Source organism: Streptomyces sp. NRRL WC-3618 (assembly GCF_001280005.1).
Taxonomy (GTDB): Bacteria; Actinomycetota; Actinomycetes; order Streptomycetales; family Streptomycetaceae; genus Streptomyces.
Genome location: NZ_LGDW01000051.1, coordinates 1 through 26,039, shown reverse-complemented (window position 1 = coordinate 26,039; position 26,039 = coordinate 1). Strand labels below are relative to the sequence as shown.

At 70.5% G+C, this 26,039-nt stretch carries 18 protein-coding genes and 1 pseudogene; 5 read left to right on the top strand and 14 right to left on the bottom strand.

The window, feature by feature from the left end; translation table 11 throughout:
- Positions 1–3: 3 nt before the first annotated feature.
- The 5 genes from ADL01_RS07440 to ADL01_RS07420 form a co-directional block, all read right to left on the bottom strand.
- Positions 4–1,683: a serine/threonine-protein kinase gene (locus tag ADL01_RS07440; RefSeq protein WP_053741102.1), complete on the bottom strand. Its 1,680-nt coding sequence runs from the start codon at positions 1,681–1,683 to the stop codon at positions 4–6.
- A gap of 142 nt (positions 1,684–1,825) precedes the next feature.
- Complete coding sequence (locus ADL01_RS07435) at positions 1,826–3,472, bottom strand: serine/threonine-protein kinase (RefSeq protein WP_053741101.1); 1,647 nt, start codon at positions 3,470–3,472, stop codon at positions 1,826–1,828.
- A 130-nt stretch (positions 3,473–3,602) separates the two neighbouring features.
- On the bottom strand, positions 3,603–6,398 hold the full coding sequence (locus ADL01_RS07430; RefSeq protein WP_063783477.1) for a protein kinase: 2,796 nt from the start codon (positions 6,396–6,398) through the stop codon (positions 3,603–3,605).
- A 152-nt stretch (positions 6,399–6,550) separates the two neighbouring features.
- Positions 6,551–8,698 carry a serine/threonine-protein kinase gene (locus ADL01_RS07425; RefSeq protein WP_053741099.1) on the bottom strand — a complete coding sequence of 716 codons (2,148 nt, stop codon included), beginning with the start codon at positions 8,696–8,698 and terminating at the stop codon, positions 6,551–6,553.
- Positions 8,699–9,137: 439 nt separating this feature from the next.
- A complete protein-coding gene (locus ADL01_RS07420) occupies positions 9,138–10,844 on the bottom strand; it encodes a glycerol-3-phosphate dehydrogenase/oxidase (RefSeq protein ID WP_053741098.1) in 1,707 nt (568 codons plus the stop codon).
- 293 nt (positions 10,845–11,137) lie between these two features.
- Here ADL01_RS07420 and ADL01_RS07415 point away from each other — a divergent pair, with 293 nt between their 5' ends.
- Entirely contained in the window at positions 11,138–12,364 is a 1,227-nt protein-coding gene (locus ADL01_RS07415; protein ID WP_053741097.1) for a nucleotide sugar dehydrogenase, read from the top strand.
- 754 nt (positions 12,365–13,118) lie between these two features.
- Here the strand turns inward: ADL01_RS07415 and ADL01_RS07410 are convergent.
- The 4 genes from ADL01_RS07410 to ADL01_RS07395 all read right to left on the bottom strand — a co-directional run bounded on the left by ADL01_RS07410 (position 13,119) and on the right by ADL01_RS07395 (position 17,505).
- Positions 13,119–14,243, bottom strand: coding sequence for a GuaB3 family IMP dehydrogenase-related protein (locus ADL01_RS07410; RefSeq protein WP_053741096.1), 1,125 nt, complete (start codon positions 14,241–14,243; stop codon positions 13,119–13,121).
- Between the two features lie 118 nt (positions 14,244–14,361).
- Entirely contained in the window at positions 14,362–15,864 is a 1,503-nt protein-coding gene (guaB, locus tag ADL01_RS07405) for an IMP dehydrogenase (protein ID WP_053741095.1), read from the bottom strand.
- Between the two features lie 185 nt (positions 15,865–16,049).
- The gene (locus ADL01_RS07400; RefSeq protein WP_053741094.1) at positions 16,050–16,637 is read right to left on the bottom strand and encodes a sigma-70 family RNA polymerase sigma factor; all 588 of its coding nucleotides are present in this window, start codon (positions 16,635–16,637) and stop codon (positions 16,050–16,052) included.
- Between the two features lie 256 nt (positions 16,638–16,893).
- Positions 16,894–17,505 (bottom strand): response regulator transcription factor, encoded by a 612-nt coding sequence (locus tag ADL01_RS07395; protein ID WP_003948568.1) that lies wholly within the window; start codon positions 17,503–17,505, stop codon positions 16,894–16,896.
- A gap of 404 nt (positions 17,506–17,909) precedes the next feature.
- Between ADL01_RS07395 and ADL01_RS07390 the strand changes: the two genes are divergently transcribed.
- On the top strand, positions 17,910–18,242 hold the full coding sequence (locus ADL01_RS07390) for a WhiB family transcriptional regulator (RefSeq protein ID WP_053741093.1): 333 nt from the start codon (positions 17,910–17,912) through the stop codon (positions 18,240–18,242).
- 36 nt (positions 18,243–18,278) lie between these two features.
- Here ADL01_RS07390 and ADL01_RS07385 read toward each other — a convergent pair whose 3' ends face one another.
- Positions 18,279–19,178 carry a LysR family transcriptional regulator gene (locus tag ADL01_RS07385; RefSeq protein WP_053741092.1) on the bottom strand — a complete coding sequence of 300 codons (900 nt, stop codon included), beginning with the start codon at positions 19,176–19,178 and terminating at the stop codon, positions 18,279–18,281.
- A 283-nt stretch (positions 19,179–19,461) separates the two neighbouring features.
- On the opposite strand from ADL01_RS07385, the gene ADL01_RS07380 reads away from it, so the two are divergent.
- Both ADL01_RS07380 and ADL01_RS07375 read left to right on the top strand, forming a co-directional pair.
- Positions 19,462–20,235 (top strand): SDR family NAD(P)-dependent oxidoreductase, encoded by a 774-nt coding sequence (locus ADL01_RS07380; protein ID WP_053741091.1) that lies wholly within the window; start codon positions 19,462–19,464, stop codon positions 20,233–20,235.
- Between the two features lie 93 nt (positions 20,236–20,328).
- A complete protein-coding gene (locus ADL01_RS07375) occupies positions 20,329–21,036 on the top strand; it encodes an ester cyclase (protein ID WP_053741090.1) in 708 nt (235 codons plus the stop codon).
- A gap of 123 nt (positions 21,037–21,159) precedes the next feature.
- On the opposite strand, the gene groL is transcribed toward ADL01_RS07375, so the two are convergent.
- The 4 genes and pseudogenes from groL to ADL01_RS07355 form a co-directional block, all read right to left on the bottom strand.
- Complete coding sequence (gene groL / locus ADL01_RS07370; protein WP_053741089.1) at positions 21,160–22,782, bottom strand: chaperonin GroEL; 1,623 nt, start codon at positions 22,780–22,782, stop codon at positions 21,160–21,162.
- A gap of 138 nt (positions 22,783–22,920) precedes the next feature.
- Complete coding sequence (gene groES, locus ADL01_RS07365) at positions 22,921–23,229, bottom strand: co-chaperone GroES (protein ID WP_006377800.1); 309 nt, start codon at positions 23,227–23,229, stop codon at positions 22,921–22,923.
- Between the two features lie 337 nt (positions 23,230–23,566).
- Positions 23,567–24,352, bottom strand: coding sequence for a polysaccharide deacetylase family protein (locus tag ADL01_RS07360; RefSeq protein ID WP_053741088.1), 786 nt, complete (start codon positions 24,350–24,352; stop codon positions 23,567–23,569).
- Positions 24,349–24,618 (bottom strand): annotated as a pseudogene (locus tag ADL01_RS07355) (polysaccharide deacetylase family protein); the annotation flags it as partial. The gene ADL01_RS07360 and the pseudogene ADL01_RS07355, both read right to left, overlap by 4 nt.
- Before the next feature lie 306 nt (positions 24,619–24,924).
- On the opposite strand from ADL01_RS07355, the gene ADL01_RS07350 reads away from it, so the two are divergent.
- The coding region (locus ADL01_RS07350; protein WP_053741087.1) for a THUMP-like domain-containing protein at positions 24,925–26,039 on the top strand (1,115 nt) is incomplete at its 3' end.

The following is a 26,039-nucleotide window of genomic DNA, read 5'->3' as shown; positions in this document are numbered from 1 at the left end:
CGGTCACCCACCGGCGACGAAGGTGTCCAGGGCAACGTCGAAGTACTCCTTCGCCTCCCGCACCTTGCCGACGGGCGCCGACACCCATACGTCGTACATCCGCCCGCCCTCCTCCCAGCACAGGTCGTACGTGTGCCGTGGCCCCTCCGCCGCGCTGAAGCCGTCCCAGGTGAACTCCCAGAGCGCGGCGGCCTGTTGGGCGTGGACCGTCTCGGTGACCCGCCCGTCGCGGTAACCCGGGTTCGAGGAGGCCCCGTTGGCGTCGGCCCGCTCCATCACCGCGAGCGGGCCGCCGGGTTGGGGGTCGATGACCTTGACGCCGAGCCGGAAGGTCTCCCCCGACGACAGATAGAAGACGCGCTCCTTCTGCTCGGTGCGCGTGAACCCGTCCGGAACGGCGAGCGAGAAGCCGCGCGGGTCGTGGGCGAGGCGGTAGCCGGAGGGAGCGGTCCGGGAAGAACGGGAAGGTCCGGCGGCACTGGGCACCGACGCCGTTGCCGTCCCGGACGCGGTTGCCGTTGCGGTCGCGGTCGCGGTGCTCTTCCCCGACACCGTGGCTGTCGCTGTCGCCGTGCTCTGCGGCCTACGGCCTCCGTCGTCCCCCGGGTGCATCAGCAGCGCCGCCGCCGACACCCCCGCCCCGGCCAGCGCCGCGACCAGCACCGCGCCGACGAGCACGCTGCGCCCCGAGGGCCGCGACGACCGGTCCGGCGCGCCCACGGCAGCCGTACGGGACGTGGCGGTACGCCGAAACGTCGTCGGCGTCGCCTCCCGGCCGCCGGATTCCGCTCGCCGCTGGGTGTGGGTCTGCTGCCGGCCCGGAGTGTGCCCGGCCGTCAGCTTCGGTGTCCGCCCGGTCGCCCGGAACGCCCGCAGCATCCGCTCCGCCTCCGCCGCGTCGAGGCGCCGCTCCGGATCGCGTTCGAGGAGCCCCCGTACGACGGGCAGGAGCGGCGCGGCCTGTGCCGGTGGCCGTACCTCGTCCATCACGACGGCGTGCAGGATGCCGCCCAACGAGTCGCGCCGGAACGGCGATTCGCCGCTCAGTGCCGTACAGAGGAGCGCGCCCAGCGACCACAGGTCGGACTCCGGGCCCGTTCTGACACCGGCCATCCGTTCGGGCGCGGTGTACTCGGGCGAGCCGACGAAGGAGCCGGTCTCGGTGAGCGTGGTCGCGCCCGCGACCTGGGCGATACCGAAGTCGGTGAGGACGATCCGGTCGGTGCCGTCCTCGAGAAGCACGTTCGCGGGCTTGATGTCCCGGTGCAGCACCCCGGCGGCATGGGCCGTGCCGAGGGCGCCCAGCAGGGCGATGCCGATCCGGGCGGCCTCGTCGGCGTCGACGGGGCCGTGCTGGGAGATGCGGTCGGCGAGCGAGCCGCCGTCGATCAACTCCATGACGATGTACGGGCGTTCGTCGTCCTCGACAACATCGTGCACGACGATGATGTGCGGGTGGCTCAGCTGGGCGACCGCGCGCGCCTCACGCAGGGTGCGGTCCCGCCGTAGCCGGGCCTCGTCGGTGGAGAGGGAGGTGTCCTGCGTCAGCTCCTTGACCGCGACCCGCCGTTCGAGCAGCTGGTCGGTGGCCCGCCAGACGACACCCATGCCGCCCCGGCCGACCCTCGCCTCCAGGCGGTACCGCCCGGCGATCACACGGAAGCTGTCCCCCTCGGTCCCCATGCGCCTCATCATGCCGCACCGGAGGACGGGACTCCGGGACGGCCGGCACCGGATGACCGACAACCGCCGTATCAGGCCCGTCGGGCCCTGTCCTTCGGACGCCGAGATGATCCAAACGACAGGGCGCAGGCCCCGTGTGCGGTCAGCCGGAGGTGGGGCGCCATCCTCGTAGCACCGCCGTGAACTGGTCACGCGCGGTCACCCAGTCGGCCGCCGGAGCGGACATGTAGAGCACGTACTCGGCTCCGTCACGGCCGAGATACGCCTGCTCGATGGCCCGCCGAGGCCCCGGGAAGGGCGAGTCCTTCGGGAGCGCCGTCCAGGTGAAGTCCCAGAGGGAACCCTTGCGGTCGCGGTAGACATTCGCCCCCAGGCTCACCCTCTTGTACTCGCTGAGCCGCTTGAGCTGCTGTTCCAGGTCGAGTTGGTGGAGGTAGGGGTCGTCGAAGTCCGTGTCCTCGTCGATGGCGATCCGCAGGAAATGCTCGCCGCCGTCGGGCGAGTAGTCGATCTGCCCGTTGTCCACGGTCCGCGTCCACCCCTTGGGGAGCGTGAGGCTGAATCCGGCCGGATCGTTTACTCGCTCCCAGCCCTTCGGCACGGCGCCCGGCACGGCGGAGGCCTGCCCGCCCGCACCGGCGGAGGCCGGGCCAGAGCCGGAAGGGGTGGTGGACGGCGTACCGGACGGAGCGGCCGAGGCAGCCGAACCGGCCTTGCGCGTCCCCGTGTTCCACGGGTGCAGCGCGAGCGCCACACCGCCGCCGACCAGCACGACGAGCGCGACCACGAGGGCGACCGTACGACCCCGGCGAGACGGCCTGCCCGGGGCGGCGGAAGCGACGGCGGTCCCCTGCTGCGGCGTGGGCGAGCCGACTGCCGCCCCGCCTATCCGGAACGTCCCGACCTCGCCCTCCCCCGGCGTCCGCACCGCCCCGGCGTGCAGCGTCGGCACGTACTGCTGGGCCACGCGGGGCCGTCGCCCCTCCGCCGCCTCCGCGAGCATCTGCTCGGCCTCGGCCGCTGTGGGCCGTACGGCGGGATCCTTGAGGAGCAGGGCCGTGATGACGGGCGCGAGCGGACCGGCGTGCTGCGGCTCGGCGGGCTCGTCCTCGACGACCGCCTGCATCGTGGTCAGCGGGGAGGTGCGGCGGAACGGGGAGCGGCCCTCGACGGCCGTGTACAGGGTGGCGCCGAGCGCCCACAGGTCGGAGGACGGTCCCGGGTCCTCGCCGCGCAGCCGTTCCGGGGCGAGGTAGTCGACCGACCCGACGATCTCTCCCGTACGGGTGATGGTCGTGTCCCCTTCGACCTGCGCGATGCCGAAGTCGGTGAGCAGGACGCGGCCGTCGTGGGAGAGGAGGACATTGCCGGGTTTGACGTCCCGGTGGAGGACGCCGGCGGAATGGGCGGCGGTCAGCGCGCGCAGCACCCAGAGGCCGATCCTGGCCGCCTCGCGCGGCTCGACCCGACCGACGTCCTTGACCTGGTCGGCCAGCGAGTTGCCCTCGACGAGCTCCATCACGATCCACGGCCGGCCGTCGTGGTCGAGTACGTCGTGCAAGGTGACGACGGCGGAATGGTTGATCCGCGCCGCCGCGCGCGCCTCGGCGCGGGTCCGGGCGAGCAGAACGGCCTGTTCGCTCTCCGACACATACAGCGCGGCCGTCAATTCCTTGATGGCGACGGCCCGGTGCAGCAACTCATCGTGCGCACGCCACACCCGCCCCATGCCACCGCTGCCGATGACGTCGACGAGCCGGTAGCGGCCCGCGAGGAGCAGGCCCTGCATCTGATTCACGTTTCCCCGCAATGGTTTTGACAGGGGCAAGCCTAAAGAGCGCCCTCGACCGAGGGAACCGCAGGGGGCCGTACGGGGACAGCACTGTGACGGTTCCGCCCGCCGGACAGGACCCTCCCTGTCAGCCGGTGAACTGGTAGGTGGCCGTTGCCTGTTCGTACAGGCGCGTCACCTCGTCCAGCTCGGCCTCCGGTCCGCGCACCTGGACCACGTGATACCGCCCGTCGACGATGATCGCGAGATTGCGCACGAACACCTCACTGCCGGAGCTGTTCTGCCAGGTGAACTGCCCCTCGGCCATGGTCCGCCCGCCCACCTCGATGGTCCGCATCCCACTGGACGTGGCCCAGGTCGAGTCGCGGAACGGCTGCAACTCGTACTCCCGCTCCCGCTGATACGCCATCGGATCGGCGCCCGCCGCCTTTGTCGTGTCACGGCCCGGTACGACGATGAGCTGGAACGCGCCGTGCGAGTAGACGACTTGGCCGCGACCGTTCTTCCCCGTCCGGTCCCAGCCGTCCGCGACGGCGATCCGGAATCCCGCGGGGTCCTTGCGCACGGTGAAACCGGCGGCGGCATGGGACCCGTTGGTCGCCTGCCCATCGGATGAACCGGCCGAACCGGTAGGACCGGCCGACGGGGAAGCGCTGTTGCCCTTCCCTCCGCCGGGCGACGTCTGCTCGGGCCGGGGTTCACTGCTCGCGTCCGGGTTGCCGGGGGACTGCTCCGGCGTGGCCGTCACCGCCCCGCCGGAACCGGTCCGCTGCCCGTCCTGCGCTGCGTCCTTGGCCTTCGGCATGAAGAACATGGCGTACGCGATCGCCGCGGCCAGCGCCAGCAGTACCAGCAGGAGCAGGTTGCGGCCCAGTTTTCGCGGCGCCTGCTTCTCCTGTCTGCCCCGCTTGTGCCGGCCGTGCGGACCGGTCGCGGGCAGGCTTGCCCGGCGCCTGCGCACCAGCTCGCCCCGGCGCCGCACGATCGGCAGCCGGCGCGGATCAGTGGGCGGCGCGGCGACGAGATGCGCACCGGCCTCCGGCTCCGGCGCCGACCGGACGAGGGAGCGCAGCCAGCCGTTCAGCTCCTCGAAGTCGAGCCGCTCCGTGGGGTCCTGACGCAGCAGCGACTCCACGACGGGCCGGAGCGGACCGCACTCCTCCGCGAAGGCGGGCGGCTCGGCACACACCAGCTGCACCAGCTCGGCGGTCGACTCCTCGGGGTAGGGCGCATGACCCTGTACGGCCCTGAAGAGCAGCGCGCCGAGCGCCCACAGGTCGGTCGCGGGGCCGATGGGCGGCGCCAGCTGCCAGTTCTCATGCACGGGACCGGCCTGCTCGGGCGCCCAACGCTCGGTCACCGCCCCGACGACAGCCATCCGGGCCTGCCGCGCCCGCTCGGCGGCCAGCGCGGTGGCGGGCCCCCGCCTGGGCGCATCGGCGACAGGCGTGTCACCCCAGCGACCCGCCGACCGGCCGGGGACGCGGTCGGCCGACGGTGACTGGCCCTGGGGCCGGCCGTGCGTGAGTGGGCTGGGCTGCTGCGGAACGCTGTCGGCGACCCTGCTCGGCACGGCGCCGCTTCCTGCGGCCGGCAGAGCACGCGCCTGCCCGGCGCCCCCCGCCGCAGTACCGGCGCCGCCGTGCCAGGCAGTCGTCGTCCGTACGCCGTAGGGGTCGGCGATCTGCCCCGGAGGCGGCGTGGCCGGAGCCCGCTCCACACCGGTGCCGTACGCACCGCCGCCGGTGTCGCCGGCCGCCTCGAGCGAAGGCCGGGCGCCGGGCAGCGCCGCGCGCTCGCTCTGCTGGGCCTCCTGGACCCGGGCCGCGGCCCGTGCGCCCGCCCGATACGCGGCGATCGCCCCGGCCCGCGCCGCCCGGATGTCCCCGCCGGTCTCCAACGCCCGCCGCTCACCCCCGGCGGCCTCTCCGTTGCTTCCGTCGGCGCCCGCCCCGGGCACCCCACCACCGGCCCGCGCCTCGATGGCGGCCCGCCGGGCAGCCTCGGGGTCCGTCGCGGCATCCCCGCCGACCGCACCAGCGGTCAAGCCCTGCGGCCTCGCCCCGCCCGGCGCACCCGCCGACGAAGCCGGTGAGAACCCACGGCCGTCGGCCGAACCCGCCCCGGTACGCGCCTCGATGGCGGCCCGCCGGGCAGCCTCGGCATCCCCGGCGAACGTACCCCCGGCAACCCCGTAGCCCCCGCTTCCACCGGAATGCCCCGCACCGCCCCCGACGGGACCACCGACCGCCGTGCTCACGTCCCCGACGCCCTTCGCGTCCTCCGGCGCCCCCGGCGCGTCCCGGCCGGGCACCGGGTCGTACCCGCACAGGGCCTCTTCCGCGGCCCCGGCCGCCAGCCCCGTGAGCATCACCCGCCCGTCGTCACAGACGAGCACCGTGCGCTCGGTGATGTTGCGATGCACCCAGCCGTGGGCGTGCAGCACCCTCAGGGCCATGAGGACGTCGGCGGCCACCTCGGCCGCGCGGTACGGCGTCAGCGGCTTCTCAGCGAGCAGTGACCCCAGTGACCGGGCCGGCACCAGTTCACTCACTATCCACAGCGAGCCCCCCTGCGCGAACACGTCGAACACCTGGTCGAGCCGTGGGTGATCAGGGATGGAGGCGGCGGCCTGCGCGGCCTCTATGGCCCGTCGTACGGCCGGGTCGCTGGGTCGGCGAGTGGCCGCGGACCGCGCGGCAGCGCCTCGCGCCCGGCCGTCCCGTGCCACGAACCCGTCCGGCAACCCGTCCGCGTCGAGCACCTCGGCCTCGACGACCTCGGGCAACGGCACCTGCCTGACCAGGACTTCCTGCCCGCTGTAGGTGTCGAAGGCCCGGATCTCGGAGGGTTCGAACTCATCGGCCGGCGGCAGGGGCAGGCGATAGCGGTCGGCGAGCACCCGCCCCGCATATTCCTCCACAATGCCTCCCCCGGCCGGCCGGCTGCTCAATTCCGTTCGCCATACGTCCCGTTCTGCATGCGTACGGTCCGCGACAACTCACGATACGTGCCGGAGGCAACTCGCCAAGAGAGGATTCGAGATCTCACGGCCTCAACTCGGACCCGTGCGCATCACGATTTCGGCTCGAACGTCTCCGTGAACGTCCGCCATGTCTCCTTGCGCAGCTCGCTGCCCCAATTCGACGCATTCACCGTGTACATGAGCCCATACCCGAGTTGACCGCTGACGACGAACCCCCGGTCCACCGACCGGTACGTGGTCCCGCCCTCCGCGTAGGTGAACTCCCAGTCGGCCGTGTTCCAGCCGCGGTAGCCCACCTTCTCTATTCGGATCCTGTCGTACTGCGAACGCGTCATGTACCGCTCTTGGTTCTTCCAGTCCGCCACAGGGTCGCTCTTGGGCGTCGTGGTCCACCCGACGAGGAGCCTCTGCCCGTCCGGTCCCGCGAACCGGGCGCCCGCAGCTCCCGTGGACTGGTACCTCCACCCGGCGGGCAGTCCGATGGAGAACCCCTGCCCATCCTTGTGCGTGGACACACGCGCCGGCACACCTGACTCGCTCGCGGACGCCTGGGGCGAGTTCGGCGACCCGGCGCCAGGGCCGGTCCCCGCCTCTGTGCCCTTCGTGGCGTCGGGGCTCCGGCCGCCGTCCGTACGGGTGCCGCCGCTCTGGGCTCCCTTGTGCCCCTTGCCCCCCTTGTCCTCCTTGGTCTCGGCGGAGCCGGAGGACGCGGAAGTCGCCTTGTCCCCACCGCTCTTCGCCCCACCCCCGGAAGCGTCGTCGGAGTTGTCGCCCCCGAGCACGAGGGCCAGCACCACGCCGAGCACGATGACCGCGACGACGACCACCGCGATGATCACCAGGGTCCGCTTCGGCACCACGTCGGTGATCGGCGCCCTGGGCACGGACCGGGGCGGCAGATCCGGCGGCGGCACGACGGGCCACCCCGAACTCCTGGCGCCACTACCGGCGTTGCTGCCCTGAGCCCCGCTGTCCCGAGCCTGACCGTCCCGAGCGCGGGGAACGGCAGCTCCCTGAGCAGTGCCCCCGGCCCGCCTCCCGGCCTCGCCCGCACCGCCGCTCTTCGCGGCCTCCTCCGCCACACCGGCGGCAGCCGCACTCCCGGCGACCGCGGTCTCGGAGGAACCGGAGCCCCCGGAAGTCCGGGCGGAGTCGGTGGACTTGGTCCGAGCTTCCGCGCCCGCCGCGACGGCCGCCTTCTTCACCGACCGGAACGCGCCGCGGAACCGCTCACCGGCCTCCTCGCTGCGCTTGCCGCCGGGCCCGGAGTCGGCCGAACTCCCGCTGTCCGCGCCCTTGCCGGCCCGTTTGGCATTGCCGGGGATGACCGGCAACGGCACGACCTTCGTGGCGTCCAGGGGCTCCGGATCGGCCGGCCTGGACTCGGGGGCGTGGATCACCGCGTTGAGCATCTTGCGCGCACCGGCGTCGTCGAGCCGCTTGGCGGGATCCTTGGTGAGCAGGCCGTAGATCACGTCTTTCAGCGGACCCGCGTTCTTCGGCTCTTCCAGTTGCTCCGTCATCACGGCGGTCAGCGTCGCGATCGCGGACCCCTTGTCGTACGGCGGCACCCCCTCGACCGACGCGTACAGCAGGCCTCCGAGCGACCAGAGGTCGGCGGCCGGGCCGGGCTTGTGGCCTCGGGCCCGCTCCGGCGAGATGTAGGAGGGCGCGCCGACGAGCATGCCGGTCGAGGTGATCGACGGGTCGCCCTCGACCTGCGCGATACCGAAGTCGGTGAGGACGACCCGGCCGTCCTCGGACATCAGCACGTTCGACGGCTTCACGTCGCGGTGCAGGATGCCCTCGCGGTGCGCGGCCCTGAGGACGTCGAGAATCGCGAGGCCCACCTCGGCGGCGCGCTGCGGCTGAAGCACCCCGTCCTCCCGGATGACCTCGGCGAGCGACTTGCCCTCGACGAGCTCCATCACGATCCACGGCCGGTCGTCCTCCTCGACCACGTCGAAGACGGTCACGGCACTGTTGTTGCGGATCCGCGCGATCGCCTTGGCCTCGCGCAGCGTCCGCGTGATCAGCCGCCGCTTCTCCTCATCGTCGATGCTGCCCGGGAACCGCAGCTCCTTGACGGCGACCGTCCGCCCGAGGGTCTCGTCCTCCGCGCGCCAGACGGTGCCCATGCCGCCGCGGCCGAGGACCCCTCCCAGCCGGTACCGCCCGGCGAGGAGACGCTCACTCCTGTCCTGACGGGATGCTCCCGCCCGCTCCGCCTCCGACATGCGTCCCCTCATGCAACCCGCCCTGACAGAGCCTCCATTGTCCCTCACCCGACAAGCGGCCGATGCCCCGGGTGCCCCTCGGGACGGACGGCGGCCCGTGGGGAAGGAGACCGCATGAGTCACACGTTCTGCCGTCACACCTACTGTCACTGCCTTTCCCCCCTCCCCGATGAACACGGACCCGAGCACAGAACCGAGCACAGAACCGAGCACAGAAGCGAGCGCAGAACCGAGCACGGACCCAGACGCGGAGATCCGGACGTCGAACCGGCCGCGCTCGCCGCCGAGTTCTGCCCCGGCACCTCGTAGAACGGACGGGTGCCGAGCAGAGATCCCAGCTCGCGACACTCGTTCGAGTGACGCTCAGAAGTTCGAAGGGAACGCACGGGACGCCACCGGAGGATCAACGCGGGGGTCCGAACCGGAAGTTCCGGAGCCGTCAGAGCGGCGCGATGTCCGGCGCGCCCAGCCGCGCCGCGTCCGCCGTCAGGTCGTCCGGTTGCCGCTGCGACTCGCGTTCCGCCTCCACCCGCTTGTCGTAGTGCTCGACCTCACGCTCGATCTGGTCCTTGTCCCAGCCGAGAACGGGTGCCATCAGTTCCGCCGCCTCACGGGAACTGCGCGTCCCCCGGTCGAACGTCTCGATCGAGATCCGGGTCCGACGTGTCAGCACGTCGTCCAGATGCCGCGCGCCCTCGTGCGAGGCCGCGTACACGATCTCCGCCCGCAGATAGTCGTCCGCCGCCTGCAGCGGCTCGCCGAGCGAGGAGTCCGCGGCGATCAGGTCAAGGACCTCCTGCGCCAGTGAGCCGTACCGGTTCAGCAGGTGCTCCACGCGCACCACATGGAGTCCGGTGCGCGCCGCGGTCCGCGCCCGGGCGTTCCACAGCGCTCGGTACCCCTCCGCGCCCAGCAGCGGTACATCCTCCGTCACACACTCGGCGACCCGCTGGTCGAGGCCGTGCACCGCAGCGTCGACCGCGTCCTTCGCCATCACCCGGTACGTCGTGTACTTGCCGCCCGCCACCACCACGAGCCCCGGCACCGGGTGCGCCACGGTGTGCTCGCGCGACAGCTTGCTGGTGGCGTCGGACTCACCGGCGAGCAGGGGCCGCAGGCCCGCGTACACACCCTGGACATCGTCCCTCGTCAGCGGCACCGCGAGCACCGAGTTCACATGCTCGAGGAGATAGTCGATATCGGCGCTGGAAGCCGCCGGGTGGGCCTTGTCCAGGTCCCAGTCGGTGTCCGTCGTCCCGACGATCCAGTGCCGGCCCCACGGGATCACGAACAGCACGGACTTCTCGGTGCGCAGGATCAGCCCGGTCGTCGAGTGGATCCGGTCCTTGGGCACCACCAGATGGATGCCCTTGGACGCCCGGACATGGAACTGCCCTCGCTGGCCCACCATCGCCTGGGTGTCGTCGGTCCACACGCCGGTGGCGTTGACTATCTGCCGGGCGCGGATCTCGTACTCCCCGCCGCCCTCGACATCCTGCACCCGGGCGCCCACCACCCGCTCCCCCTCACGCAGGAAACTGGTCACCCGCGCACGGTTGGCGACTTTCGCGCCGTAGGCAGCGGCCGTACGCACCAGGGTGGCCACATAACGGGCGTCGTCCATCTGCGCGTCGTAGTACTGCAACGCTCCGACCAGCGCGTCCTTCTTCAAGGCGGGCGCGACACGCAGGGCGTGACGGCGGCTCAGGTGGCGGTGCGCCGGCAGGCCCCGCCCGTGCCCGCGGGCCATCGACATCGCGTCGTAGAGGGCGACGCCCGCCCCCGCGTACAGCCGCTCCCAGCCCTGGTGCTGGAGTGGATACAGGAACGCCACCGGCTTGACCAGGTGCGGAGCGAGGCGCTCGAGCAACAGCCCGCGTTCCTTCAACGCTTCCCGTACGAGGGCGAAGTCGAGCATCTCCAGATAGCGCAGGCCGCCGTGGATGAGCTTGCTGGACCTGCTCGACGTGCCCGACGCCCAGTCCCGGGCCTCCACCAGCCCGGTGGACAGGCCGCGCGTCACGGAGTCGAGCGCGGTGCCCGCACCGACCACGCCGGCGCCCACCACCAGCACGTCCAGCTCACGCTCGGCCATCGCTGCCAGTGACTCGGCGCGCTGTGCCGGTCCCAGTGCCGCTGTCCTCATCGCTGCCTCCCGCTGTCGGTCGCGCCGGCCGGGTCCGTACGACCCACGGTGTCCCGGCGTACGTCTGCGCCTGCCCCGAATCCCCCTGCCCGAATTCTGACCGGGTTGCCCGACTTCGGCCACCACCCGCCCTCAGCCTGTGGACAACCTCCACGGAAACACCTGTGGAAACTCGCCCACCCAATCCCGCATATCGGTCATATTTACTCCTAGTCTGACATTGCGCTCGCCCGTCCAGTCCCCAGGGTTTGCGCACCTGTCCCGCTTCGGCTACTGGGAAGGACGGCCCACGCATGCCCGCAGACCTCGCCGTCATCGGACTCGGACATCTCGGCCTGCCGCTGGCCCAGGCCGCCGTCGCCGCCGGCATCCCCACCCTCGGGTACAAGACCGGCCCCGAGGCCGGCTCCCTCACCGCCGCCGAGCTGCGCCGGATGCTCTCCGGGGGGTTCCGGACGGCCGCAGGACCCGCCGAGCTCGGCCGCGTACGCACCGCCGTAATCTGCGCCCCCACTCCGCGCGGCGCCGACGGAACCCTGAACCTGAGCCAGGTGGAGGCAGCCGCCCGCACCCTCGCCGCCCGGCTGCGTCCGCACACCACGGTGATCCTGGAGTCGCCCGTACACCCGGGCACGACGGAGGAGTTCCTGCGCCCCCTCCTCGAAGAGGGCTCCGGGCTGCGGGCGGGCCGCGACTTCCATCTCGCCTACTCCCCCAGCCGCGTAGACCCCGGCAACCGCGACTTCACGCCCGCCAACACCCCCAAGGTCATCGGCGGCCTCACCCCCGCCTGCACCGAGTCGGCCGCCGCCTTCTACAGCCGGCTCACCGACAAGGTGGTACGCGCGCGTGGACCACGGGAAGCGGAGACCGTACAGCTCCTGGAGACCAACTTCCGGCACGTCAACATCGCCCTCGTCAACGAGATGGCCGTCCTCTGCCACGACCTGGGCGTCGACCTGTGGGACGTCATCCGCTGCGCGGAGACAAAGCCGTTCGGCTTCCAGGCCTTCCGCCCCGGCCCGGGCGTGGGCGGCCACGCGGTCCCCCAGGATCTGCACAACCACACGGGCCGCACCGGCCGCACCGGCCGCACGCTGCGCATGGTGGAACTCGCCCAGCAGGTCAACAACCACATGCCCCAGTACGTCATCCAACGCGCGGCCACCCTCCTGAACGAGCACGGCAAGTCGGCCCGGGGCGCCCGCGTACTACTCCTGGGCGTCACCTACAAGCAGGACCTAGCCGACCAACAGGGCTCCCCCGCCCAGGAGATCGCGATCCGCCTGATGGAACTGGGCGCCTCCGTCAGCTACCACGACCCCCACATCCCGTCGTGGAGCGTCCTGGACCGCCCCCTCCCCCGCGCGGACTCCCTCTACGAGGCGGCGGCCGACGCCGACCTGACGATCCTCCTTCAGCAGCACCGCACGTACGACCTCCAGGGCCTGTCGGTGAAGGCACAGCTGCTGCTGGACACCCGGGGGGCGACTCCTACGGGGGCGGCGCATCGGTTGTGAAGGGGGGCGCGTGCGAGTCGCCGAGCCTCGGAGGCCGGTGGCGCGGGGGCGCTCGCGTCGGTACCGTACAAGGCAGGTGGAGCCCACTGCAGCGGGAACCTGCGGCAGGCTCCTGGATGGTTCACGGGTATCCGCCCCTAGCTCTTACAGGGGCGGCCGCTCACCATCCGTAGGTCCACAAGACGCACCACCTTCGGCACCGGGCCGCCCGACGGCGAGTCCGGTACCGTACAAAAAGGTGGAGCCCACCGCAGGGGTCACTGCGGCAGGCTCCTGGATGGTTCACGGGTGTCCGCCCCTAGTTCTTTTGGGGGCGGCCGCTCACCATCCGTAGGTCCACAAGACGCACCTCCTCCGGAACTTGACCGCCCGAAGACGGATCCGGTCCCAGCGGGTGGGCTTGCGGTGACGACCCATGGGCGCCCCCTTCCGCGACACCGCCCATAGACCCGGTAGGCGGCTTGCTGGAACTCGGGCCGGGCCCCGACGGGCGGGGGTCCGGAACCATGTCCCTGGAAGGGGGCGCTCCACAGAACTGAGGCGCCGACACACACGCTAGCGGCCTCACCGCCCTTGATCGGCCCGCGTTCGCCTCGAAAGCAACCGTGCGCCCCCCTCCCGCAAAACACGCCCCACCAGGCCACTTGGACACGCGAAGGGGCCCGGCCACCCCCCACGGGTAACCGGGCCCCTTCGTCGTTCAGACCGCCCAAGCCGCTGACGCCGCGCAAGCGGAGCGCAGCGTCACCTCAGCTCATCGCATGTGCGTCGAGTCCGCCACCGTCACCTCGATGCGCTGGAACTCCTTGAGGTCGCTGTAGCCGGTGGTGGCCATGGCGCGGCGCAGGGCGCCGAAGAAGTTCATCGACCCGTCGGGAATGTGCGAGGGACCCATGAGGACCTCCTCGATGGTGCCGACCGTGCCCAGGTCGACCTTCTTGCCGCGCGGCAGCTCCTCGTTCACGGCCTCCATGCCCCAGTGGTGGCCCTTGCCGGGCGCATCCGTGGCACGGGCCAGAGGGGAGCCCATCATGACCGCGTCGGCGCCACAGGCGATCGCCTTCGGGAGGTCGCCGGACCAGCCGACGCCGCCGTCGGCGATCACATGCACGTACCGGCCGCCGGACTCGTCCATGTAGTCGCGGCGGGCCGCGGCCACATCGGCGACCGAGGTCGCCATCGGGACGCGGATGCCCAGCACGTTGCGCGTGGTGTGCGCGGCGCCGCCGCCGAAGCCGACGAGCACGCCGGCCGCGCCGGTGCGCATCAGGTGCAGGGCCGCGGTGTAGGTGGCGCAGCCGCCGACGATCACCGGGACGTCCAGCTCGTAGATGAACTGCTTCAGGTTCAGCGGTTCGGCGGCGCTGGAGACGTGCTCCGCGGAGACCGTCGTACCGCGGATGACGAAGATGTCCACGCCCGCGTCGACGACGGCCTTGGAGAACTGGGCCGTGCGCTGCGGGGAGAGCGCGGCGGCGGTGACCACACCCGAGTCGCGCACCTCCTTGATGCGCGCGCCGATCAGCTCCTCCTTGATCGGAGCCGCGTAGATCTCCTGGAGGCGGCGGGTCGCGGTGTCCGCGTCCAGCTCGGCGATCTCGTCGAGCAGCGGCTGCGGGTCCTCGTACCGCGTCCAGAGCCCTTCGAGGTTCAGGACGCCGAGGCCGCCCAGCTCGCCGATGCGGATCGCGGTGGCCGGGGAGACGACCGAGTCCATGGGGGCCGCCAGGAAGGGCAGCTCGAAGCGGTAGGCGTCGATCTGCCAGGCGATCGAGACCTCCTTCGGGTCGCGCGTACGACGGCTGGGGACGACGGCGATGTCGTCGAAGGCGTACGCCCTACGGCCGCGCTTGCCGCGCCCGATCTCGATCTCAGTCACGTGTGTGGCCTTTCCATCCTTGGTTGTGCGCCTCCCAGTATCCCCGACGGGTACGACAAAGGCGGTCCCGGAGTACTTCCGGGACCGCCCCTCGCACGTCCGGTTACCGCTCGCGCGCTTACTTGCGGCTGTAGTTGGGCGCCTCGACCGTCATCTGGATGTCGTGCGGGTGGCTCTCCTTGAGACCCGCCGACGTGATGCGGACGAAACGGCCCTTGGTCTCCATCTCGCCGACACTGGCCGCGCCGACGTATCCCATGGTCTGACGCAGACCGCCGACGAGCTGGTGCAGCACGTTGGCCAGCGGACCGCGGTAGGGCACCTGGCCCTCGATGCCCTCGGGGACGAGCTTGTCGTCGGCCCCGACGTCGGCCTGGAAGTAGCGGTCCTTGGAGTACGACTTCGCCTGGCCGCGCGACTGCATGGCGCCCAGCGAGCCCATGCCGCGGTACGACTTGAACTGCTTGCCGTTGATGAACTGCAGCTCACCCGGGGACTCCTCGCAGCCCGCCAGGAGGCTGCCCAGCATCACGGAGTCGGCGCCGGCGGCGAGCGCCTTGCCGATGTCGCCGGAGTACTGCAGGCCGCCGTCACCGATCACCGGAATGCCGGCGACGCGGGCCGCGAGGGCCGCCTCGTAGATGGCCGTGACCTGCGGTACGCCGATGCCGGCGACCACGCGGGTGGTGCAGATGGAGCCGGGGCCGACGCCCACCTTGATGCCGTCGACACCCGCGTCGATCAGGGCCTGGGCGCCGTCGCGCGTGGCCACGTTGCCGCCGATCACGTCGACGTGGACGCTCGACTTGATCTTCGACATCCAGCTCAGGGCGTTGCTGTTGTGCCCGTGCGAGGTGTCGACGACCAGGAAGTCCACCCCCGCCTCGGCGAGCGCCTGGGCGCGCTCCAGCGCCTCGGGGCTGGCGCCGACGGCCGCGCCGACCAGCAGCCGGCCCTCGGAGTCCTTGGCGGCACTCGGGTACTTCTCGGCCTTGACGAAGTCCTTGACCGTGATGAGGCCCTTGAGGAGACCGGCGTCGTCGACCAGGGGAAGCTTCTCGATCTTGTGGCGGCGCAGCAGCTCCATGGCCTCGGTGCCGGAGATGCCGACCTTGCCGGTGACCAGCGGCATCGGCGTCATGACCTCACGGACCTGACGCGAGCGGTCCGTCTCGAAGGCCATGTCACGGTTGGTGACGATGCCGAGCAGCTTGCCGTTGCCGTCCGTCACCGGGACGCCGCTGATGCGGAACTTGGCGCACAGCGCGTCGGCCTCGCCCAGCGTCGCGTCCGGATTCACGGTGATCGGGTCGGTGACCATGCCGGACTCGGAGCGCTTCACGAGGTCGACCTGGTTGACCTGGTCCTCGATGGAGAGGTTGCGGTGCAGCACGCCCACGCCGCCCTGGCGGGCCATGGCGATCGCCATGCGCGACTCGGTCACCTTGTCCATCGCCGCCGAGAGCAGCGGGATGTTGACCAGGACGTTGCGGGAGATACGGGACGAGGTGTCGACCGCGTTGGGCAGCACTTCGGATGCGCCCGGCAGCAGCAGCACGTCGTCGTAGGTCAGCCCGAGTGTCGCGAACTTTGCGGGCACTCCGTCGACGTTGGCAGTCATGACACCTTCCCCAAATGGCCTTGATCGGTGCGGATGTCCATGCTAACGGGAAGCGCGGCTCCCGAATTCCACAGTGCGAGGTGCCCCAGAGCTTCGTACGTTCGTACGGAATCGCTTGTTCGTACGGATTCGGCGTCCCGGCCGTTCACCCGGGGGCCGGGAAAAGGGGGCCGCGGGTGCGGCCGTTACTGCTCCGCCAGCGCCCGCAGCCGACTCAAGGCGCGATGCTGGGCCACGCGCACCGCACCGGGTGACATTCCCAACATCTGGCCCGTCTCCTCCGCCGTGAGGCCCACCGCGATGCGCAGCAGGAGCAGCTCACGCTGGTTCTCAGGGAGGTTGGCCATGAGCTTCTTGGCCCATTCGGCGTCGCTGCTGAGGAGAGCCCGTTCCTCGGGGCCCAGGGAGTCGTCGGGGCGTTCCGGCATCTCGTCCGAGGGGACGGCGGTCGAACCCGGGTGACGCATCGCGGCGCGCTGGAGGTCGGCGACCTTGTGCGCGGCGATCGCGAAGACGAACGCCTCGAACGGACGTCCGGTGTCGCGATAGCGCGGCAGGGCGAGGAGTACGGCGACGCAGACCTCCTGCGCCAGGTCCTCCACGAAGTGGCGCGCGTCGCCCGGCAGTCTCGACAGCCGGGTGCGGCAGTAGCGCAGGGCGAGGGGGTGGACATGGGCGAGCAGATCGTGCGTCGCCTGCTCGTCCCCGTCGACGGCGCGGTGGACGAGCGCACCAATCACCCCATGGGCATAAGCCGCCTCGTCGTCGCGCATCGGACCATGGTGCCTTGGCGCCGCTCTCTCCGTGGCACCGCGTCCGTTGTTGTGCACCGAAGCGTTATGAGCAGGTGCGCCGGAACTCATTTCCTGCGCCCTCCCCTTCCGCTCGACCGACTCGTCCCCGAGGAACTCCACATCTCAAGGATGCGGCATCCGCGGCGAAACGAGCAGCGGGCACCCGGCGGGCCGTTTCACGACCCCCGCCCACCGTGCGGCAGGCGGGGACTTCTTTAGCCCCGGCGAGGTCCACCTAACGGACCAGACCCCACCGGAAACCGAGCGCTACCGCGTGCGCGCGGTCTGAGGCGCCGAGCTTCTTGAACAGGCGCCTGGCGTGCGTTTTCACCGTGTCCTCGGAGAGGAACAGTTCGCGTCCGATCTCCGCGTTGGACCGGCCGTGACTCATGCCTTCCAGGACCTGGATCTCGCGCGCGGTGAGCGTGGGCGCAGCGCCCATCTCGGCCGAACGCAGTCGGCGCGGCGCGAGCCGCCAGGTCGGGTCGGCCAGCGCCTGTGTCACCGTGGCCCGCAGTTCGGCGCGCGAGGCGTCCTTGTGCAGATAGCCGCGGGCACCGGCGGCGACGGCGAGCGCCACGCCGTCCAGGTCCTCGGCGACGGTGAGCATGATGATGCGCGCTCCAGGGTCGGCGGACAGCAGCCGCCGGACCGTCTCGACGCCGCCCAGACCGGGCATGCGTACGTCCATCAGAATCAGGTCCGAACGGTCGGCACCCCAGCGGCGGAGGACTTCCTCCCCGTTGGCCGCCGTGGTCACGCGCTCGACACCGGGCACGGTCGCGACCGCGCGGCGGAGCGCCTCTCGGGCAAGCGGGGAGTCGTCGCAGACGAGGACGGATGTCATGACCGCCCTCCGCAGCTGATGCGCGTCACCTTGAGCCTCCAGGCTGGTACTAATCGTCACCTGTGCGGTTGACGCTCGACCGATTTTCCCGGCAGTGGGTACTGCCGCCCGTCCGAGCGCTTGTTCCTCCAACCGCCTCCGCACTCTCAACGATGGTCACTCGAAAGAGTTACGGGGCTGTGTGTCGTCTTCGGCACTCTACGTGAGGGCGCGCACACGGTGCAGACATGCACAACAGACCCTCAACGTTTCATCACAACCTATGCCCCATTCAGCCGTTTTTCTTCCCTTTTATTGGTGTCTGAGGCTAGATTCGCAATGAGTCATATTTTCATATCCTTAGATCGTAGTTGTACGGTCAGGGGCCACTATCTCAGCCCAGAACGGCAACAAGGGGACATGCAATGGCAGATTTCTCCCGCCTTCCCGGTCCGAACGCGGACCTCTGGGACTGGCAGCTCCTCGCAGCCTGCCGTGGGGTCGACAGCTCGCTCTTCTTCCACCCGGAGGGAGAGCGCGGTGCGGCACGGAGCGCTCGCGAGAACTCGGCCAAGGAGGTCTGCATGAGATGCCCGGTCCGCGCGCAGTGCGCGGCGCACGCGCTGGCGGTGCGCGAGCCCTATGGCGTATGGGGCGGGTTGACCGAGGACGAGCGCGAAGAACTGATGGGGCGGGCCCGCAACCGGCTGGTGTCGGCGTCGGCAACGGCTGGCGGACCCTTGGGTTCGAACAACTGAAGGAACGTTTCTTCGATAGGGCCGGGCCCCGCCTGCTCAGGTTCGCGCCGCCGCCCGCGCCAACTCATCCAGCGTCGCCGCCACCGCCGGCACCTGCGCCAGGTCGGGCAGCGTCAGCGCGACGATCTGCCGCCGGACCGCCGGTTCGAGCGTCACAGCGCGCGCACCTCTCGGCCGTACGGACTCGATGGCGAGCTGGGGCAGGACCGCGACGCCCAGACCCGCGCCCACCAGGCCGACCACCGCCGGGTAGTCGTCGGTCGCGAAGTCGATGCGCGGCGTGAAGCCCGCGCTCTCGCAGGCCTCGACCAGCTGACCCCGACAGCGCGGACAGCCGGCGATCCATGGCTCGGCGGCCAGTTCGGCGAGGGCGACCGACTCCGCGCGGGACAGCCGGTGCCCTTCGGGTACGAGACCGACGAGCCGGTCGGTGAGCAGGGGGCGGACCACCAGGTCGTCCCACTCGCCCGCGCCCGCCGCGCCCTCGTATCGGAAGGCGAGGGCCACGTCGCAGTCGCCCTCGCGCAGCAGTTCGACGGAGTGCGGAGGTTCTGCCTCCTCCAGGGAGACCCGGGTGCCGGGGTGGGCGGCGCGCAGGGCGGCAAGGGCGGTCGGGACGAGGGTGGAGCTGCCGCTGGGGAAGGACACCAGTCGGACCCGTCCGGCCCGCAGGCCGGCGATCGCGGCGACCTCCTCCTCCGCCGCCGTGAGGCCCGAGAGGATGCCCGCCGCGTGGCGCACGAGGGCCTCACCCGCCTGGGTCAGGCGCATCTCGCGTCCGGTGCGGATGAGCAGCGGGGTGCCGACCGACGCTTCCAGCGCCTTCATCTGCTGACTGACGGCGGGCTGGGTGCAGCCCAGTGCACGGCCCGCCGCCGAGAACGACCCGGTGGTGGCCACGGCGCGCAGGACACGGAGATGACGGGCTTCGATCATTTCTCGATCATAAGTGATCCTTGGGCTTGAAGGAGATTAATGCGTCGACACTTTGGGGATGACTGACTCAGCGTGTGGTCGTGGTCATGAATGCGTGTCCGCGCCTCGAGTACGGGGGCGAGTGTCGTGCGGGTGCGTGTGGATGTGAAGAAGTACGACTGACGTCCGGGAACGGCATGGGCGCTGACGAGGGCTTACGTCTGGGCACCGGGTGGGGACTTCACGAGAGGGAGGGAGCGTGCAGAGGGCGGACGGGCACAGCACGGGTCACTAATCTTGCGCCATGACAACGGCTTTGATTACAGGATCGACCGCGGGAATCGGCGCCGCGTTCGCACGACGGCTGGCGGCCGACGGCCACAACCTCGTTCTGGTGGCGCGCGATGCCAAACGGCTCGGCGAGCAGGCGACCGAACTGCACGACCGGCACGGCATCGAGGCGGAGGTACTGAGCGCCGACCTCGCGACGGAGGCGGGCATCGAGGCGGTGACCGCTCGTCTCAGCGACCGCAAGAACCCGGTCGACCTGCTGGTCAACAACGCCGGGTTCGGCAACAAGGGCAGCTATCTCGACGTGTCGATGGCGGACGAACTCAGGATGCTCAAGGTGCACTGCGAGGCCGTGCTGCGGCTGACCAGCGCGGCGGCCGAAGCCATGCGGGAGCGGGGGCGTGGGGGTGTCGTCAACGTGGCGTCCGTCGCCGCCTTCGTGCCGCGCGGTACGTACGGGGCGTCGAAGGCGTGGGTCGTGCAGTTCACGCAGGGGGCGGCGAAGGACCTGGCGGGAAGCGGGGTGCGGCTGATGGCGTTGGCTCCCGGGTTCGTGCGCACCGAGTTCCATGAGCGGGCCGGGATGGGGACGGACAACATCCCGAACTGGATGTGGCTGGACGCCGACAAGCTGGTCGCGGCGGCGCTCGCCGATCTGTCCCGGGGCAAGTCGCTGTCGATTCCGGACCCGCGCTACAAGGCGCTGATGGGCGTGGTGAAGGTGACGCCCAGGGCGCTGCTGGGCGGGATCTCGTCGAAGACGGGGCGGAAGTACGGCCCTCAGTGACGCGGTTACGGGCCGGTGTGAAAGAGGTGGTGGCGCTGCTCCGGTGGGAGTATGGAGAGAGGTACCCGACCCAGGGGGGCCGGAGGCGGCGCTATGACATTCGTACAGCTGATTGATTGCAAGACCAGCCGGTTCGACGAGATGAACCGGCTGATGGACACCTGGGTCGAACAGACCAAGGGGAAGCGGTCCGCGACGCACACGGTGATCGGCAAGGATCTCTCGGACTCGTCGCACTTCGTCGAGATCGTGGAGTTCCCGTCGTACGAGGAAGCGATGCGGAACTCGAACCTTCCGGAGACCGACAGGATCTTCCGGGAGATGGTCGCCCTGTGCGACGAGATGCCGACGTTCACCGACCTGGACGTGGTGCGGGACGAGCCGTTGTGCGCGGACTCCTCGCGGCGGTTCTTCGAGGTCGTCGCCACCCGGGGTGAACTGCCCGCGCTGAACGACCTGTTCGTGGAGAGTTACCACGACCATGATCCGGCCAACGAACAGGATCTCATCGGGCTGGACGCGGCCCGGCGTGAGATGGAGATGTGGCGTGAGGCCTTCGACTTCGCGTTCACCGTTGACGAACAGATCGCCCAGGGCGACCGGGTCTGCACACGCTGGACGTGGAACGGGACTCAGCGGGGTGAGTTCCTCGGGATTCCCAACAGCGGCAGGCAGGCCTCGATGACCGGCATGACCATCCACCGGTTCGACGGGGACGGGAAAATCGTCGAGGGCTGGTGGCAGTACGACCGGCTGGGGCTGATGGGGCAGCTCGGGGCGCTGGACTCGTTGGAGCAGTAGGCGCGTGAGTCAACGGGGTCGTTGGAGCAGTAGGGCACGGGGAACATGTGACCGCCCGCGAAGGGAGAAACCCCCCGTTCCGGCCAGGAACGGGGGGGTTCTTCGTGCTGCGTGAGCTGTGGCTCAGTGGGAGTGGCCGTGGCCGCCCGCCGCTGCCGGCTCTTCCTCTTCCTTCTTCTCGACGACCAGGGTCTCGGTCGTGAGCAGGAGGGAGGCGATCGAGGCCGCGTTCTCCAGAGCGGAGCGGGTGACCTTGACCGGGTCGATGACGCCCTGCTTGACCAGGTCGCCGTACTCGCCGGTGGCGGCGTTGAAGCCCTGGCCCTTGTCGAGCTCGGCGACCTTGGAGGTGATGACGTAACCCTCCAGGCCGGCGTTCTCGGCGATCCAGCGCAGCGGCTCGACGGCGGCCCTGCGGACGACCGCGACACCCGTCGCCTCGTCGCCGGTCTTGCCGAGGTTACCCTCGAGGATCTTCACGGCGTGGACGAGCGCGGAGCCACCACCGGAGACGATGCCCTCCTCGACCGCGGCGCGGGTCGCGGAGATGGCGTCCTCGAGACGGTGCTTCTTCTCCTTCAGCTCCACCTCGGTGGCGGCGCCGACCTTGATCACGCACACGCCGCCGGCCAGCTTCGCGAGGCGCTCCTGGAGCTTCTCGCGGTCCCAGTCGGAGTCCGTGTTCTCGATCTCGGCCTTGATCTGGTTGACGCGGCCGGCCACGGCGGCGCTGTCGCCACCGCCGTCGACGATGACCGTGTCGTCCTTCGAGATGGTGACGCGGCGGGCGGTGCCCAGCACGTCGAGGCCGACCTGGTCGAGCTTGAGGCCGACCTCCTCGGCGATGACCTCGCCGCCGGTGAGCGCGGCCATGTCGCCGAGCATCGCCTTGCGGCGGTCACCGAAGCCGGGGGCCTTGACCGCGACCGCGTTGAAGGTGCCGCGGATCTTGTTCACGACCAGGGTCGACAGGGCCTCGCCCTCGACGTCCTCGGCGATGATCAGCAGCGGCTTCGAGGAGTTGGTCTGGATGACCTTCTCCAGCAGCGGCAGCAGGTCCTGGATGGAGGAGATCTTGCCCTGGTGGATCAGGATGTACGGGTCGTCGAGGACGGCCTCCATACGCTCCTGGTCGGTCACCATGTACGGGGACAGGTAACCCTTGTCGAAGGCCATGCCCTCGGTGAAGTCGAGCTCCAGACCGAAGGTGTTGGACTCCTCGACGGTGATGACACCGTCCTTGCCGACCTTGTCCATCGCCTCGGCGATGAGCTCGCCGACCTGCGTGTCCTGCGCGGACAGCGCGGCCACGGCGGCGATGTCGGACTTCTCCTCGATGGGGCGGGCGGTCGCGAGGAGTTCCTCGGACACAGCCTTGACCGCCGCGTCGATGCCCTTCTTCAGGGCGGCCGGGGAGGCGCCGGCGGCGACGTTCTTCAGACCCTCGCGGACGAGCGCCTGGGCCAGCACGGTGGCGGTGGTCGTACCGTCACCCGCGATGTCGTTGGTCTTGGTCGCCACCTCCTTCACCAGCTGGGCGCCGAGGTTCTCGTACGGGTCGTCGAGCTCGACCTCGCGGGCGATGGTGACGCCGTCGTTGGTGATGGTGGGAGCGCCGAACTTCTTGTCGATGACGACGTTGCGGCCCTTGGGGCCGATCGTCACCTTCACCGTGTCGGCAAGCTTGTTGACGCCGCGCTCAAGGGCGCGACGGGCGTCCTCGTCGAACTTCAGGATCTTCGCCATGGGAGCGGTTCAGCCCTCTCGGAAATGTGGGAGAAACGAACTGCGCCCCCAGCTCCCGGCTGTTGAGAGTCGCGGGGGCCAGGGGCGCAGTTCACTGCAGTGCTGGTAATGCTGGTGATGCTGGCAAATCCGGGTGAATTACTTCTCGACGATCGCGAGCACGTCGCGAGCCGAGAGGACGAGGTACTCCTCGCCGTTGTACTTCACCTCGGTGCCGCCGTACTTGCTGTACAGCACGATGTCGCCGGTCTTCACGTCGAGCGGCAGGCGCTCGCCGTTCTCGAAGCGACCCGGGCCCACTGCCAGGACGACGCCCTCCTGGGGCTTCTCCTTGGCGGTGTCCGGGATGACCAGGCCAGAGGCCGTGGTCTGCTCGGCTTCGAGCGGCTGGACCACAATGCGGTCCTCGAGCGGCTTGATGGCAACCTTGGAGCTGGTGGTCGTCACGATCCGACCTCCCCCTTCGGAGATCTCACGGGGTTAACTGTCTGAGGTGGCGACCAGGTCGATCCGTCGTCGCGGGTGCCGGACCTGCCCGTCGCTGTTGGCACTCTCCAGGGGGGAGTGCCAGACCTGAGACTATGACTGCGATTAGCACTCGGTCAAGCGGAGTGCCAATGCCGCCGACGGTTTCGCGGGGGTTTCCAGTGATCGTGGGTCCGGATGAGTGGCCGTTCGTCCGTGTGCGCGTCGGTACTGGGGGCTCTGCCACCGGGCCCCCGTTCGCGCTGGACGCGCTCGCCTCAAACGCCGGACGGGCTGGGATAGGAACGGGCTGGATTTGTCAGAGGTAGTCCTCCAGGCGGGCCACCTTCAGGCCTCGGTTCTGAACTTGTCTGAGCAGGCTCACCGTTCGCTCGACCAGTGGGGGGCCCACCGGGACGATGTCCCCTGGTCGGAGTGGATTCTGACCCTTCGTCCACAGCACCACCGCCGAGATTCCGCAGTCTCCGGCCGCCCTCAGTGTGGTCGGGTCGTAGGTGCCGTACGGCGGGCGGAAGAGGCGGGGGCGGAGGCCGAAGCGTTCTCGGAGTTTGTCCTGTTGGCCGCAGATCTCGGCGCGCTGGCCGGCGTACGGGAGGCCTTGCAGGGGCTGGTGATCCAGGGTGTGGTTCTGGACGTTCGCGCCGACCTGGCGCAGGCGGGCGAAGTGGGCGTAGCCGGGGCCCACGACGCTGTCCGTGAGGAACACGCTGACCGGGAGGCGCAGTTCGCGGACCAGGTCGACGAACCGGGGGTCGCGTTCGGCGCCGTCGTCGTAGGTGAGGAAGACGACCTTGTCGTGGGTCGGGACGTGGTCGACGACCGGAGGGAGGCCGGGGCCCGCCGCGCGGAGGTGGGGGCGGGGGGACGGGGACGACGGGGCCGGGGGCAGGGGGGACGGCAGGCCCCAGCGGCGGTACGCGTGCGTGTCGCCGGCCGGGGAGTGCGTGCGCGCCGCCTGCCGGGCCGCGTGGGCCGCCTTTCTGCCGAGGCGTTCGATGGGGTCCACGGACTGGGCGCAGCCGGTCGCCGTCGCCGTCAGGAGGGCGGCGGCAAGTGCGGCGGCGGCCAGGGGGCGGGCGGTCACAGGTAGTCCTCCCGGCGGGCCACCGCGTATCCCTTGGCGGTGACGGGTTTCATGAAGCGGCGGATCATGTCGGGCATCGTGCCCTTTCCGTCGCCCCTGCCCTGGAAGCGGCTGAGGACGATGTCACCCGGATGGATGTCCCGGTCCCCCTCGCGGTAGTCCCAGCGGTCCGCGAAGGACTCCTCGTTCCCCAGCGGGACGTACTTCACGCCGCATGACTTGGCGGCTCGCAGGGTGTCCTCGTCGTAGGTGCCGTAGGGCTGGCGGGTGGCGGGCGTACGGCGCAGTTTCTGGGCGTATGTGTCGAGGGTTCGCGCCGGGGCCGCGTGGAGCCGCCGCTGATGGTCGGCGGGCGCGGGGGCCGGGCGGATCGGCTTCCGGGCGCCTGACGCGGCACAGCCGACCGCGAGGGCCACCGCGGCCGTCCCGGCGCACGGCCTCACCGAGGGCCATCTTTTGTCATTTTGTCCTACTGTCCGCATGGTGTCGGATCTTCTCAGGGCCCCGCGGCGCGGACGCTCCGACACCGGTGCGGGAAGCACGCCGTCCACCGTCTGGCTCACAATGACCCGGTGAACGACCTCGCCTCTCCCCTCTCCGCCTTCGCCGCCCTGCTCACCCCGGCCGGCCGCGCCCTCCTCGACGAGGTGCGCGGTACCGAACCGGCCCGTGAACTGGCCGTCGCCACCCGGCTGCGCCGCGAGCACCCCGCCGAGCTGGTCTCGGCGGCGCTCGGCCAGGAACGCCTGCGGCAGCGGGCGGTGGCGAAGTTCGGTGCGGAGGACGCCGGGCGGATGTTCTTCACGCCCAACGGCGTCGAGCAGTCGACCAGGGCGAGCGTGGCCGCGTACCGGGCGGAGCGGTTCAGGGAGTTGGGCGTGACCTCCGTCGCGGACCTGTGCTGCGGGATCGGGGGCGACGCTCTCGCGCTCGCCCGCGCCGGGATCCGGGTCCTCGCCGTGGACCGGGATCCGCTCACGGCCGCCGTCGCCCGGGCGAACGTCGAGGCGCTCCGGATCGGGGATCTGGTGGAGGTACGGGAGGCCGACGTCACCGACGTCGACACGACGCCGTACGACGCGGTGTTCGTCGATCCCGCGCGGCGTGGAGGGCGCGGCAGGATCTTCGATCCCGAGGCGTACTCACCGCCGTTGTCGTGGGCCGTGGAGGCGGCGCGGAAGGCTCCGCTGGCCGCGTTGAAGATCGCGCCCGGTGTGCCGCACGAGGCGATTCCCGCCGACGCCGGGGCGGAGTGGATCTCCGACGGTGGCGACGTGAAGGAAGCGGTGCTGTGGTTCGGGACCGAGCCCGGGGTGGTTCGGGCGACTCTGCTGCCCGGGCCGCGTGTTCTGGTCGGGCGGGGGCTGCCGAATCCTCAGGTGCGTGCGGTGGGGCGGTACTTGTACGAGCCCGACGGTGCCGTCATTCGGGCGCATCTGGTGGCGGAGGTGGCCGAGGAGGTCGGTGGGGGGCTTGTCGACGAGACGATCGCCTATGTGACGGCGGATGAGTTGCGGGATACGCCGTATGCGTCCGTTTATGAGATCACCGATGAACTGCCGTTCGGGGTGAAGAGGTTGAAGGCTCTGTTGCGGGAGCGGGGGGTGGGGGTGCTTACCGTGAAGAAGCGGGGGTCGGCTGTTGAGCCTGAGGAGTTGCGGAGGATGGTGAAGCCTCGGGGGGCTGG